This window comes from Scopulibacillus daqui (genome assembly GCF_016908855.1).
GTDB lineage: Bacteria > Bacillota > Bacilli > Bacillales > Sporolactobacillaceae > Scopulibacillus_A > Scopulibacillus_A daqui.
Genome location: NZ_JAFBER010000001.1, coordinates 39,642 through 52,576, shown reverse-complemented (window position 1 = coordinate 52,576; position 12,935 = coordinate 39,642). Strand labels below are relative to the sequence as shown.

The 12,935-nt window shown below is 42.9% G+C and carries 15 protein-coding genes; 2 read left to right on the top strand and 13 right to left on the bottom strand.

What is annotated here, in order from left to right; translation table 11 throughout:
• Positions 1–118: 118 nt before the first annotated feature.
• The 3 genes from JOD45_RS00275 to JOD45_RS00265 form a co-directional block, all read right to left on the bottom strand.
• Entirely contained in the window at positions 119–256 is a 138-nt protein-coding gene (locus JOD45_RS00275; protein ID WP_205001802.1) for a hypothetical protein, read from the bottom strand.
• Positions 257–830: 574 nt separating this feature from the next.
• Complete coding sequence (locus tag JOD45_RS00270; RefSeq protein WP_205001801.1) at positions 831–1,352, bottom strand: hypothetical protein; 522 nt, start codon at positions 1,350–1,352, stop codon at positions 831–833.
• Between the two features lie 15 nt (positions 1,353–1,367).
• Positions 1,368–1,613, bottom strand: coding sequence for a spore germination protein (locus JOD45_RS00265; protein WP_205001800.1), 246 nt, complete (start codon positions 1,611–1,613; stop codon positions 1,368–1,370).
• Between the two features lie 153 nt (positions 1,614–1,766).
• Between JOD45_RS00265 and JOD45_RS00260 the strand changes: the two genes are divergently transcribed.
• On the top strand, positions 1,767–2,039 hold the full coding sequence (locus JOD45_RS00260) for a hypothetical protein (RefSeq protein WP_205001799.1): 273 nt from the start codon (positions 1,767–1,769) through the stop codon (positions 2,037–2,039).
• 316 nt (positions 2,040–2,355) lie between these two features.
• Here the strand turns inward: JOD45_RS00260 and JOD45_RS00255 are convergent, their stop codons facing one another.
• The 5 genes from JOD45_RS00255 to JOD45_RS00235 form a co-directional block, all read right to left on the bottom strand.
• Positions 2,356–3,606: a dihydrolipoamide acetyltransferase family protein gene (locus tag JOD45_RS00255; protein ID WP_205001798.1), complete on the bottom strand. Its 1,251-nt coding sequence runs from the start codon at positions 3,604–3,606 to the stop codon at positions 2,356–2,358.
• Positions 3,607–3,620: 14 nt separating this feature from the next.
• Positions 3,621–4,625 (bottom strand): alpha-ketoacid dehydrogenase subunit beta, encoded by a 1,005-nt coding sequence (locus tag JOD45_RS00250; protein ID WP_205001797.1) that lies wholly within the window; start codon positions 4,623–4,625, stop codon positions 3,621–3,623.
• On the bottom strand, positions 4,622–5,689 hold the full coding sequence (gene pdhA / locus JOD45_RS00245; protein WP_205001796.1) for a pyruvate dehydrogenase (acetyl-transferring) E1 component subunit alpha: 1,068 nt from the start codon (positions 5,687–5,689) through the stop codon (positions 4,622–4,624). Before pdhA ends, JOD45_RS00250 begins: the two co-directional genes overlap by 4 nt.
• Before the next feature lie 88 nt (positions 5,690–5,777).
• Positions 5,778–6,161, bottom strand: a complete 384-nt coding sequence (locus JOD45_RS00240) for a thioesterase family protein (protein WP_205001795.1) — start codon at positions 6,159–6,161, stop codon at positions 5,778–5,780.
• A 308-nt stretch (positions 6,162–6,469) separates the two neighbouring features.
• Positions 6,470–7,417 carry an NAD(P)H-dependent flavin oxidoreductase gene (locus JOD45_RS00235; RefSeq protein WP_338055999.1) on the bottom strand — a complete coding sequence of 316 codons (948 nt, stop codon included), beginning with the start codon at positions 7,415–7,417 and terminating at the stop codon, positions 6,470–6,472.
• Positions 7,418–7,484: 67 nt separating this feature from the next.
• On the opposite strand from JOD45_RS00235, the gene JOD45_RS00230 reads away from it, so the two are divergent.
• Positions 7,485–7,997: a gamma carbonic anhydrase family protein gene (locus JOD45_RS00230; protein ID WP_205001793.1), complete on the top strand. Its 513-nt coding sequence runs from the start codon at positions 7,485–7,487 to the stop codon at positions 7,995–7,997.
• A 124-nt stretch (positions 7,998–8,121) separates the two neighbouring features.
• Here JOD45_RS00230 and paaX read toward each other — a convergent pair whose 3' ends face one another.
• From paaX to JOD45_RS00205, 5 genes are all read right to left on the bottom strand, one after another.
• Positions 8,122–9,009 (bottom strand): phenylacetic acid degradation operon negative regulatory protein PaaX, encoded by an 888-nt coding sequence (gene paaX, locus JOD45_RS00225; RefSeq protein WP_205001792.1) that lies wholly within the window; start codon positions 9,007–9,009, stop codon positions 8,122–8,124.
• A gap of 59 nt (positions 9,010–9,068) precedes the next feature.
• Positions 9,069–9,845 (bottom strand): enoyl-CoA hydratase-related protein, encoded by a 777-nt coding sequence (locus tag JOD45_RS00220; RefSeq protein WP_205001791.1) that lies wholly within the window; start codon positions 9,843–9,845, stop codon positions 9,069–9,071.
• A gap of 103 nt (positions 9,846–9,948) precedes the next feature.
• Positions 9,949–11,151: a thiolase family protein gene (locus tag JOD45_RS00215; protein WP_205001790.1), complete on the bottom strand. Its 1,203-nt coding sequence runs from the start codon at positions 11,149–11,151 to the stop codon at positions 9,949–9,951.
• Entirely contained in the window at positions 11,151–12,020 is an 870-nt protein-coding gene (locus JOD45_RS00210; protein WP_205001789.1) for a 3-hydroxyacyl-CoA dehydrogenase, read from the bottom strand. Before JOD45_RS00210 ends, JOD45_RS00215 begins: the two co-directional genes overlap by 1 nt.
• A 139-nt stretch (positions 12,021–12,159) precedes the next feature.
• Entirely contained in the window at positions 12,160–12,930 is a 771-nt protein-coding gene (locus tag JOD45_RS00205; protein WP_239548968.1) for an enoyl-CoA hydratase-related protein, read from the bottom strand.
• Positions 12,931–12,935 lie beyond the last annotated feature (5 nt).

Here is a 12,935-nt window from a genome sequence, read left to right as displayed (position 1 = left end):
TTTAGTCTTGATGCAAGAATTTTAGAACAAGCTGTTATTTTTTATGAAAAAAAGCCTCCCTCAATAAGGAGACTTTTGAATAAGTCAATCACAAGGTATAAAGTTTTAGATATTTTTCTTACGATTTATTTTGAAAGAACTCCCTTAAGAAGTCTATAAATGCATCACCTATATTATATCCTTGAAAAATAACCAGCAATGCTGCTGTTACTGAAAAGAATGTTGAAATAATATAACCAATCCAGCGAATCCACATAGTCATCATCCTTTTAACAAAAAATTAAGGTATAAAAATATATTTATTTTAAATATGTTATAAAAATAACCGTCATTATTGAGAAACTATGTTCAAATGCCCCTTAGGAATATAAGACACTATACCCTTTCCAACCATGCTCTAAACCAACTGAGACAACTTTTTGTTTCCCTAAAAAGGCTGCTGGCAATTGTTAACCATAAGCCTGTACAAATTCCCGGCTGCCATAAGGCAAGACAACTAGTCCAACCTTAAATGCTGAATGTACCTCCCCCTTTTCACATGTCGGGTGTGCCATCTGTATCGGTTTGCACCGAAAGTTATAAGAACGGTCTTCATCTGTTTTCAATGCAATCCCAAATAGGACAGAACATTCAAAAAATATTAAAAATCTTCCATCGTTTCATCTGACATGTGTGTTGACTGGAAAATACCCTTTGCATTTGAATCAATCCCCGTAAGCCTCAGCCATTTCAGATTCAGGCCTATTTTCGCATCACTCAAGCCCGCTATGGTATTTTCATATTGTATGCTATATTTTTCGAAATTTCAAGTTATTTTAACTAATATTTTTTTATTTTTTATCCGCTGTTTTCGCTTGAAAGAATTGATCGATAGGCGCATCTATAAAGTCATTATCAATGATTTGATTAATTGTATAATCGGTATGGTTATTAGTCATTGTCCCTAGTCCGGCGTTTTCTTTGTGATAAGCATGCCAAGCATTTTGCCGGTTATTCCCCATTGTTACCGTGGCATTATCATGAAGACTATTCACATTGATTTCATTAAAAGCAATATTTTGTTCCGATATGATCATATTGTCATCATTAAGTTCCTCCGCCTCATCATTTTCTTTTTGAAAATAATTATATTGCTTTTCAACAACAGGCATATCTATATGGTCGTTGTCAAATATAATTTGAACCGTTTCCTTGTTGCTCCCATTGGACATATACCCGAAACCATGGTTGCTTTTATCTGTATAGTGCCAGCCGTTAGCTTGATTATTGCCAATAAAAATACCAGAATTATTATCAATATGATTAACTGTTAAATGGTCAAAACAAACGTCGACAATTTTGGATAACTTCACCGTATTCTGCCTCCTTTACAATGTTTGATTTTGATTAGAAGGAATGCCGTCTTGATCATTAACCGGATCATCGACGATATCGTTGTCAATAATATTGTTCATGGAATTTGTTGTGAAATTCATACCATAAAAGAATCCATTTCCAATGTTTTGTTTACCATGGGCTGACCATCCTGTTTGATTATTTTCCCCTACGGAAACAGTCCCGTCACGAGTCATCGCATTGACATTGATAGCTCCAAAATTTATGTTAACGGCCATAATGAGACCTCCCGCTTCTATTCCCTCTGCATATTATATGGGTGCAAGCCATTGTCCTGTGCCATATCCAGCCAGAAAATAATCATTAAGAACCCGCACGGAGATATGTTCATATATTAATCATATTAAAGTTTGTATAAAGGAGTGAATCCATTGGCCAATAATGAAGAATATAAGACTTGCGTCAGGTGCGGGAATGTCTGCAATGCCAAAGACAGATACTGTATTAAATGTGGTGCACCCCTTGTCAACCGATGTTCGGATGAGCCTGGATTAGTGCATAAAGGCTGCAGGCATGTTAATGATCCGGAAGCCGCTTATTGTGCCAGATGCGGAGAGGAAACGATCTTTCATAAACACGGTCTAGCTACCCCTTATCAATCATCCCCGCAGCCTCAAGGGCCGCCAATTCAAATCAGACACTAAATAAAAGAACATCCCCGCTTAGCTCAGCTTCACGCGGGGATGTTTAATGATTAAAAAACTATTATTCATAAATAGTAATAGATAATACTTTTCTGAGCGGCAATACATATCTGATATGTTTGACATAGGGGGCATGACTGTACAATACGGCCCGGCTAAAAATGGCTAGGATGCTTTTCGTATGTGTCAAGGGCCTTGTGCACGTTATGGCTCTCATATATTTTTGGTTCCTGCAATTCAGGATATCTTTCAGCATGTGATGAACTTGGAAAGATCGCATGAGAAAATAACTCGTGATGTTAAAATAGAACCATTCTTATTTTAAATTCACAAGCATGAGCTCTGGGTTCTCAAGTTGTTCAATAATCCGGTTAGTAAAGGCGATCGCTTTTCCGCCGTCGGCCACCCGATGATCAAACGTCATAGACAGATTCATCATTGAACGAATCACAATTTCATCATTGTCATTAACGACCGGCATTTTCTTTGTTTTGTGAAATGCCATCAAAGCAACTTCCGGATAATTAATAATCGGTGTAGCTCCTGTACTTCCAAGCGGTCCAACATTGCTGATGGTAAATGTGCTGCCGGACATATCTTCATGTCTCAGTTTGTTGTCCCTAGCTTTTTGAATCAGTGCTTTCATTTCTTTATGAATCGTCATCATTGACTTCTCTTCAACATGTTTAATGACCGGGACAATGAGCCCTTCCTCTGTATCCGTTGCAAGCCCGATATGAACGGCTTTTTCCATGCGGATGACTTGCTTTTCTTCATCCAGCTTAGCGTTAAAAATCGGAAACTCTTGTAACGCGTTCGCAATAGCTTTTATAAAAAAGGCGGCAAGGGAAACATTGCAGCCTTTTGTCTGCTTGGCATCCAGCGTCTTCAAAGTATTTTTTAACGTTAATAGCTGAGTGATATCAGCCTCATCAAAATGAGTGACATGCGGAATTGTAAAAAGCGATTGAGACATTTTATTAGCAATAGCTTTCCGTCGTCCTTTAAATGGCATCTCATGATATTCGGATACAGGCGCCGGGGCTTCCTGCTTCGCTGCATCGTAATCTGCCGGCTGCTCCTTTAAGGCATTCGCATAACGTTCCACATCTTCATCCGTAATACGCCCTAATCTGCCTGTGCCTTTAATATCTTCAATATTAACCTGAAGCATTCTGGCTAACTTTCGGGTATGAGGCGCCGCTAAAATGCGCTTAGGTGCGCTTGCATCAAAATGATCCAGTTTAAATACCTTTTTCTTTTCCAGCGAATCGATTCTAAGTTCGTTTGCCGGTTTTTTTTCGGCTTTTTGGGTTTCGCCGAGCATTTCTTCGCCATTGTCAATGACAACCATTGTTGAACCGACTTCAATCACATCACCGCGGTTCACCAGTATTTCTTTCACCGTTCCTTCTGCCGGAGAAGGAAGTTCAGCCGTTACTTTATCTGTCTGTACTTCTACAAGCGGCTGGTCCACCTTAACTTGATCGCCGACTTTAACAAATAAATGAATAACTTCTCCTTCTGTCATACCCTCGCCGATATCATGTAACTTCACATCTACCATAGCGGTCCTCCTCTCTAATAATAGAAGACTCGTTCAATTTTTTGCTTAATCTCTTGAACATGAGGCAAATAATCATCTTCAAGCGAAAACATCGGAACGGGAACATCATAGCCTGTGACTCTTTCAATCGGTGCTTTCAATGATAGAAACGCAGTTTCGGTATCGTTGATAAGAGAAATAATATCTCCGCTGACGCCTCCCGTTTGATGCGCTTCATGAATGATGACCACACGTCCCGTTTTTTCTACAGAAGCTTTAATCAATGTTTTATCGAGCGGATAGAGCGTTCTTAGATCAATCACTTCACAATGAATGCCTTTCTCGCTTTCTATCTCATCGGCCGCTTTTAAAGCAAGCGGGATCATCGCGCCCCAAGCAAATATGGAAACATCTTCGCCGTCTTTTAAAACGTTCCCTTTCCCCAGCGGAACGGTGTACTTCTCTTCAGGAACTTCTTTGCGCCCTGCACGGTACAGTTTCATAGGTTCCAGAAAGAGAACAGGATCTGGATCCTCAACGCTTGAAATTAATAACCCCTTGGCATCATAAGGGTTTGACGGTACCACGACCTTTATCCCCGGCATATGTGTAAAAAGAGCTTCCATGCTGTCAGAATGAATTTCAGGCGCGCGGACACCCGCTCCATACGGCGTACGAATGACCATCGGAACGGTATAACGGCCGAGCGTCCGGCTTCTGATTCGAGAAGCGTGGGTCATAATTTGATTGAAACCGGGATAAATAAAACCAAAAAATTGGATTTCAGCAATGGGCCTTATGCCGTTAACAGCCATGCCGATTGATGTACCGATAATTCCCGATTCAGCAAGCGGCGTATCAATGACACGATCTTCGCCGAACTTTTCGTATAGCCCTTCTGTCGCCCGAAAAACACCGCCGTTTTTCCCAACATCCTGCCCAAGAATAAGCACATCTTCGTTTTCTTCTAAAATGATCCGAAGGGCATCATTAATTGATTGAATGAGCGTTAATTGCTTTACGGAAGTCGCCGTCTTCATTCGTTATTCCCTCCTTGTAATTGCAGAAACCGTTCCTTCTGCTCGCTAATCGGCCATGGTGTGCGCTCAAAGACATGATCGAATAAGTGATTTCGGTCAACAGGCGGCGCGCTTTCCATCTCTTTAACTGCCGTTTCAATTTCTTTTGATGCTGTTTGTTCCAACTCTTCCATGGATTCGTCCCACATGCCGTTATTTTTCATAAATCTTTCAATACGGGCAACAGGGTCAAATTTCTCCCGGCGGATGTCGTTTTCCGATTGGTCGCGGTATTTTGACGGATCATCAGATGTAGTGTGAGCGCCATAACGCCATGTCACTGCCTCAATGAGTGTTGGACCGTGACCGCGGCGCGCCTTTTCAATCGCGTTCAATGTCGTAAAATAAACAGCAAAAATATCATTGCCGTCAATGCGAACGCCTTCAATATCATAAGCTAATGCTTTTTGCGCAATGGTTTTGCTGTGCATTTGCCGCGACATTGGGACACTGATGGCGAATCCATTATTTTGATTAAAAAAGACAACAGGCGCTTGGAAAACACTGGCGAAATTCAGCCCTTCATGGAAATCCCCCTCCGATGTCGCGCCATCGCCAAAATAGACGATGGCAACTCGGTCTGTTCCTTTTTTCTTTTCTGCGATTGCAGCCCCGGTTGCATGAAGAAGCTGGGAAGCAATGGGTACGGCCGGAGGGAAAATCTTCTTGTCCTTTGGCGGAAGCACGCCTTCATACCTGCCTTGCCAATACAAGAGGAGATTAACCATTGTCGCACCAAATGTGAGCGTTGCACCATGATCCCTATATGTTGGGAACATCCAGTCATCCTCAGCTAAGGCAAGAGCACTCCCCACTTGCGCGGCCTCCTGTCCTTCAAACGGCACATAAGTTCCGATTCGCCCTTGACGCTGGAGATTGACGCATTTTCTATCAAACATCCGGGCAAACAGCATTTTTTTATAAACTTTATGGACAAAATCTTTCGTTAAATGATCTTTATACGTTTCATCAATAAGATTGCCTTTTCCATCAACAATTTGCTTGATAGGGAATGATGTATCCATAAAATGCTCCTTCCATATAAACGAATTTCTATTTATATTTCCTTTGGCGCTTTTATACAGTAAACGCTTACATTTTAAGCTGGAAGATTTAGGCCAGCTTAGCGGCAATATCATTTTTATTTAAAATAAATTGAGTGACTTCGCCTCTGCCTATCAATTCTTTCGTGTTATAGACTTCCACAGCGGTAATGACAGCCTTCCCTTTCAGCCCTGTCAACGTTGCTGTGGCTGAAATCTCATCGCCTTCTGTTGTCGGCGCTACATGTTTGACGGAGACAGCACCGCCGATGCCTTCTTCATGCTCTTCAAGATATGGCAAAATAATTTGCCTTGCCGCCCACTCCATATAGTAAACCATGGAAACAGTTGAAAGGGCACGATGAACGACTTTCCCTTCGAATTGTGCAAACATATCTGGGGTAACAGTGGCTTTAACGGTTGCAGTTTGGCCAATTTTCATTCCCGGTTTCATCGGACTCCTCCTTCAAAAGAAAACTTGGTCAGCGGTCACGCCAATAAGGCGCTGGCAACGCCCCAGCGGCTAACCTGTATCTTTTTTGCAGAATATATTTCTGATCATAAAAAAATAAATTTTTTGAATCTAAAAAATATAACGTTTATTTAACGATATCATACCATCTCGTTAAACAAACGTCAAATAAAACTGAAAATTCCTTATATAAAAAGGGCATTTGATTTCTCATTTAAAGGATATTGATATTACATATTTTGTGCTGACGTTTAAATAATGTGATGCTTTTAAGCGGTAAAGGGATGAATCTATAACAATTGAGCGCCTTCACTTAGAATCCTTTTCGCATCGGCAACCATATTTAAAATGAGTTCTTCAACGCTTGGCATGTCTTTGATCAGCCCTGCGATCTGTCCGCTGTTGATATAACCTTTGTCTAGATTGCCTTTAACAGCGCCTAAAATATGGCGGTCTTCATTTGTCATCTTAAGATATTCTGCTGTATTGTTTTCCTGTTCTATATTTAATAATTTATCCGCATAATCACCTTTCATAATCCGGCGAATCCGCTGAAATTTACGGCCAACAATCGTTGTTGCCTCGTCATTTGCTTCAAGTATCTTTTCTTTATAGATCCGATGATACGGCGCCTCCTTTGTCGCTATAAATCTCGTTCCCATTTGAACGCCTTGAGCGCCGAGAGACAGTGCAGCAGCAAGTCCCCTTCCATCAGCAATGCCGCCGGCCGCCGCAACCGGAATATTGACAGCATCGGCAATTTGCGGGACAAGCGTCATCGTTGTTGTTTCTAGATGCGAATTGAGTCCGGCAGCTTCATAGCCTTCACAAACAATGATATCTGCTCCTGCGGCTTCCGCTTTTTTCGCCTGATGAACAGAAGCCGTGACACAAATCACTTTCATGCCATGATCATGAAAAATGGGTATATACGGCTGCGGATTTCCCGCTGACAATGAGACGACAGGCACTTTGGATTCAATGACTGTTTTGATAATATCTTTCACTTCTGGATGAACAGAAAGCGGAATATTGACGCAGCACGGCAAATTTGTCCCAGCCACCATCTGTTCCAGCCTTTCTGAGAATAGTTTGACAGGCATCGTGCCGGCGCCAATCGTCCCCAATCCCCCGGCGTTTGAAACAGCAGCCGCTAAGCGGCCGTCGCTGATATTCCCCATACCGCCTTGAAAAATCGGATATTTAATGCCTAATAATTTTGTAATCTGATTAGTCACGCAAAACACTTCCATTCATGTTATAATTTTTTAAGAAATATTTTTATTTTAAAAAGGGGTTATGACTATGCTGATTCGGTTTCAATCACACTTTCCAAACGTACATGAAAGCGTATACATAGCTGACGGCGCAAAAATTATCGGCGATGTCACTATCGGCAAGGAAACAAGCATATGGTTCAATGCTGTCATCCGCGGCGATGAGGCGCCGATTACAATCGGAGAACGGTGCAGCATCCAAGATAATGCCACCTTGCATTTATATGAGGACAAGCCGCTTGTTATCGAAGATGACGTTACCGTCGGCCATAATGTCATTCTTCACGGCTGTACCGTCCGCAAAGGCGCTTTGGTCGGCATGGGAGCAACTGTGCTCGACGGCGCAGATATCGGCGAAGAGGCGTTTATAGCCGCTCATGCACTCGTCCCGCCGGGAAAAAAGATTCCTCCCCGGACAATGGTTATGGGATCGCCATGCAAAATCGTTCGCGAACTGACGAACGAAGAATTGCAAAATATGAAAAAAGGCGTACAAATCTACGTTAATAAAGGGAAAATATTTAAAGCCAGCCAAGATTAAAGAGGATGCAAGAAATACGATACCGCAATTGAACTGGCATTCAGCAAGCGGTGAAGAGGCGTTTCAGCTGCTATTCTGTTGAAGCAGCTGCGTTGATGCCTTTTCATTAGGAAAAGGCATCAACTTAATCAATGATTAATGGATGGTCAAGAACATCATACGCTTCACTTTTTTGCGCATGGGCATTATCATCAAAAAATACTTTTTCGAAAAACCGATTAGCCGGCTTGGCAAGCGCCCGATAATAATCTCCGAACAGTGAAGCTGCATATTCGCCAAGCCATTTTTCCGGAAGCAATTCCTGCGGAAGGCCGGGATCAACAAATAAAAATTTCCGGTATTCATGGACCAGCTTTGTTCTTTCAACAAAGCAGTCTTTATCGCTCATAATTCCTTTTTCAATCTTGCTTTTATCTACAACATACTTCTCGCTGTAATGTTTAATAAATTGATCATACCGCTTGTTAATGTCGTCGATATCCCAGCAGTCATAGACTAATTTTTGATTCATCTGAGGACCTTTATTTTCCGCAATAAAAAAGTTAACATACGAAGCAATCTCGTACTTTTGGATGATTTCTGCCACTTGCTTTTCTAAATCATTCGGCGTTATCCAACAGCTGTTAGAAAGCATCCCAAAGCCGCTCCAAACTAATTCCCTGCGCAGCTCATCACGAATGCTGCGTTTCTCCTCGGGTATCGTATACATAAACATCCGCCAACGGCCGTCCCAATTAGAAGGGGTTAGTTTAAAAATCCGTTTTGCGGCTTCATCCATCCTCTTAATGCCCCGGTCAGTCAGCGAATAGAAACTTTTATTTCTTTCCCTTCGGTTAGTGATCCAGCCTTGCTTGTTCATTCGCGAGATAGCTGCCCGCACTGATTGTTCATTATGCCCAAAGGGTTCAAGCAGACGAATTAAACTGCCTATCCAGATTTCACTATTGTAATGCCTGATATAGTCGCCATATAATGTAAAAATCATTGATCGTGTATTTAAAGTATTTCTCATTTATCTTCATCCTTTAAGCTGTACAAAAATACGCCCGATTAGCAGCCAAGCGGCATGCTTTACTCTCCTTTAAATCTTGGTTTGCGCTTTTCGTTAAAAGCGGCCAACGCTTCCAAACGGTCTTTTGTCGGAATGGTCAATTCATAAGCTTTTGATTCAATTTCTAAGCCTGTCGCAAGGTCGGTATTCATACCGTTTTTAATAGCAAACTTGGCTTGCTGAAGAGCAATAGGGCCGTTTTTTAACATGTCTTGCGCAAAACGTTCACAGGCAGCCATTAAGTCGCTGTCTTCAACAGCCTCATTAAGAATGCCGCAGCGTTCCGCTTCTTCTGCCGAAATCCTCTTGGCCGTTAAAATCATTTCCATAGCTTTGGCTTCTCCAATTAAACGCGGCAGCCGCTGTGTCCCGCCGGCGCCTGGAATAATGGCCATGCTCGTTTCAGTTAAACCCATTTTAGCAGTTTTTGCGGCGATGCGAAAATCACATGCCAGCGCAAGCTCAAATCCTCCTCCAAAAGCATAGCCATTTATCGCCGCTATTGTCGGCTGAGGCAGACCGGCAACTTGCGAAAAGACATCCCGTATCTTCTTAACATTCCGTTTGACTTCCTGAGCATTCAAATGCTGTCTTTCTTTTAAATCAGCGCCAGCGCTAAAAGCCTTTTCCCCGGCGCCAGTAAAAATAACAACTCTGGCATCCTTGCTTGTATAGAGGCTTTGGACTGCTTCTTCCAATGATAACAGCGTTTGATAGTCAAAACAGTTCAATACTTCCGGACGGTTAATTGTAACATAAGCGATATGATCTTTAGCGGCTAATTCTACTGTTGGCATGATTTGATATCCTCCTTTTTTTTCAGAGATGAGAGATTAAAAGTCAAGGGGTTCGTCTCACAACACCTATATACAATATCAACGATTGTACGCTCATCCTTTATCATTCAATATTTTCAACGACCGTCGCGATTCCTTGGCCAACGCCAATGCACATGGCTGCTAATCCGCGTTTGGCTTTTCGTTTTTTCATTTCATGAACGAGAGTTGTTAAAATTCTGGCACCGCTTGCCCCTAATGGGTGACCCAACGCTATAGCGCCGCCGTTGACATTTACACGTTCAGGATCCAGCTCAAGCTGCCTTATGCACTCCAGCGATTGTGAGGCAAACGCTTCATTGAGTTCAACAAGGTCAATATCATTAGTGCTAAGTCCGGCCCTCCTTAAAGCTTTTCTTGACGCTTCAATAGGCCCTAAGCCCATAATCGCCGGTTCCAATCCGGCCGTTCCGCAAGATACAAACCGGACCATCGGTTTAATCCCCAGTTGCTCAGCTTTTCTCCCACTCATTATCAGAACAGCCGAGGCACCGTCATTGATGCCCGAAGCATTGCCGGCAGTCACTGTTCCATCTTTAAAAATCGGCTTTAATTGACTCAGCTTGCTGAGCGTGGTATTTGGACGCGGGTGTTCATCTTCATCTACCGTGCACGCATTGCCTTTTCTGTCATAATAAGTTACCGGAACGAGCTCATCAGCAAAACGGTTCGATGCCATTGCCTGTTTCGCCCGCATTTGGCTTGTGTAAGCAAATCGGTCTTGAGCTTCGCGGGTAATTCCGAATCTTTTAGCGACATTCTCCGCCGTTTGGGGCATGCTGTCTGTTCCATACTTTTCCTCAAGCTTACTATTGATAAACCGCCAGCCAATGGTCGTATCAAATAGTTCCTGATTGCCCCTTGGATAATCTGCTTCGGGCTTTGCCATAACAAATGGTGCACGTGTCATGCTTTCAGTACCGCCGGCAATATAAATATCACCGTCACCAACCATAATCGCCCTGGCTGCCGTGTTAAAAGCATCAAGCCCCGAACCGCACAGCCGGTTGACGGTAACTCCTGACACATGCAGCGGGAGATCCGCTAATAAGGCCGCCATTCTCGCAACGTTCCGGTTTTCTTCACCGGCACCGTTGGCATTGCCCAAAATGACCTCTTCTATCTCATCAACCGGCAAATTCGGCTGCCTTTCAACTAAAGCCTTAATGACAATCGCTGCTAAATCGTCTGGTCTAACTGATTTCAGTGCACCGCGGTACCGTCCGATCGGCGTTCTGACCGCATCAACAATAACAACGTCTTCCATTAGCTTCGAACCCCTTCTTTTTTCGAATAATGATAAACGCCCATCCCTGTTTTCCTGCCTAACCGGCCCGCTTTAACATATTTCTCTAATAGCGGTGCAGGCCGAAATCTTTCGCCCAATTTTTCATGCAAGTAACGTAAATTATTTAACCGGGCATCCAGCCCAACAAGATCTGCTAATTCCAGCGGCCCCATCGGAAAGTTCAGCCCGAACTTAATTGCTTTATCGATATCTTCCGCCGATGCAACACCTTCTTGCAGCATATAAAAGGCTTCATTGCCGATCAGTGCGCTCATCCTGCTGGTTACAAAGCCGGGGAATTCATTGACAATCACCGTTTCTTTTCCCATCTTTTTAGCGGCCTTTTCGACATACGCTGCCGTCTCGTCGCTTGTTTCTAATCCTCTAATGATTTCCACAAGACGCATTTTATGTACCGGGTTAAAAAAATGCATGGCTATGACAGAGGCTGGACGTTTTGTAAAAGAGCCAATTTCTGTTGGACTCATTGTTGATGTATTCGTTGCCAAAATACAGTGTTCAGGCGCATGGGCGTCAATCGTTTCAAAAACTGACTTTTTAATGTCTATTTTTTCCGGAACAGCTTCAATCACAATATCCGCATGTTTCACACAAGACGCCAAATCCGTGTCATAGGCTATTTTTTCTTTGGCGCAAGCCGCTTCTAATTCGGTTAATTTTTGGCGTTCTATTCCTTGTTCAAGCAGTGTGTTAATATTTGCTTTAGCGCTGTCTAACGCTTCTTCTGAAACATCGACCAAACCGACTTGATAGCCGCCTAAAGCACTCACATAAGCAATGCCGCGGCCCATAACGCCGGAACCGACAACAACAACTTTTTCACTCATGATCATTCTCCTCCCGGTTCTTTAGAGCACATTCTGTTATAAAAGGCGAACATGGAAAGTTCGCCTCACTCAAAATAAAACATTTCAGCCTATAGGGTCTTGACCGATCTGTTTCTTTAATCATGGGAATGTCTCGCTCTTATTTGCCTTTAAACACCGGCTTTTGTTTATTTAAAAAGGCTTGGACGCCTGCTTCGTGATCTTCGGTCTTTCCTGCCGCGCCTTGGGCATAGGCTTCATATTCAAGCATTTGGCTGAGATTTGTCTCATAACTTTGCTGCATATACCGCTTGATGAAGCCGACAGCCTTCGTCGGCATTTTGGCTAAACGCTCAGCAAAGGCTTGAACACCTTGTTCAAATTCTTCTTGCGGAAAGACTTTTGTCACAAGCCCAAGTTCTTTCGCCTGGTCTGCATTAATTTTTTCCCCTAATATCGCCAGCTCCATTGCTTTGGCATAACCGACGATCCGCGGCAAGTAGTAAAGGTTTCCCGAATCAGGAACTAGCCCAACATGAATAAAAGCCTCAAGGAAAGAAGCTTTATCTGAAGCAATTCGGAAATCGCACGCCAATGCCAAACTGAGACCTGCCCCGGCCGCAGCACCGTCAATAGCAGCAACGACCGGTTTTTCAAGGTAAGCCAATCGTTTTACCATCGGATTGTATCTTTCCCGAAGCACATCGCCAAAATCTGTATCTGTGTTGACACTGCTTAAATCTTCTCCAGCGCAAAAAGCCCTTCCCGCGCCGCGAATGACAACCGCTCTGACATCATCGTTTTTTTCAATTTGTTTGATAACTTGAACAATCTCTTTATTCATTTGCTCATTAAAAGCGTTAAGTTTTTCCGGCCTATTTAACGTTAACCAGCCAATCTGATTGCTGACTTCAAATAAAATGGTTTCCAATGATC

Coding starts and splice junctions, on each gene's coding strand:
- JOD45_RS00250 (WP_205001797.1), bottom strand. CDS start 4,625: ATGAAGACGGCGACTTCCGTAAAGCAATTAACGCTCATTCAATCAATT.
- JOD45_RS00215 (WP_205001790.1), bottom strand. CDS start 11,151: ATGGAAGACGTTGTTATTGTTGATGCGGTCAGAACGCCGATCGGACGG.
- JOD45_RS00275 (WP_205001802.1), bottom strand. CDS start 256: ATGTGGATTCGCTGGATTGGTTATATTATTTCAACATTCTTTTCAGTA.
- JOD45_RS00265 (WP_205001800.1), bottom strand. CDS start 1,613: ATGGCCGTTAACATAAATTTTGGAGCTATCAATGTCAATGCGATGACT.
- pdhA (WP_205001796.1), bottom strand. CDS start 5,689: ATGGATACATCATTCCCTATCAAGCAAATTGTTGATGGAAAAGGCAAT.
- JOD45_RS00220 (WP_205001791.1), bottom strand. CDS start 9,845: ATGCCAACAGTAGAATTAGCCGCTAAAGATCATATCGCTTATGTTACA.
- paaX (WP_205001792.1), bottom strand. CDS start 9,009: ATGAGAAATACTTTAAATACACGATCAATGATTTTTACATTATATGGC.
- JOD45_RS00230 (WP_205001793.1), top strand. CDS start 7,485: ATGCTGATTCGGTTTCAATCACACTTTCCAAACGTACATGAAAGCGTA.
- JOD45_RS00255 (WP_205001798.1), bottom strand. CDS start 3,606: ATGGTAGATGTGAAGTTACATGATATCGGCGAGGGTATGACAGAAGGA.
- JOD45_RS00240 (WP_205001795.1), bottom strand. CDS start 6,161: ATGAAACCGGGAATGAAAATTGGCCAAACTGCAACCGTTAAAGCCACT.
- JOD45_RS00210 (WP_205001789.1), bottom strand. CDS start 12,020: ATGAGTGAAAAAGTTGTTGTTGTCGGTTCCGGCGTTATGGGCCGCGGC.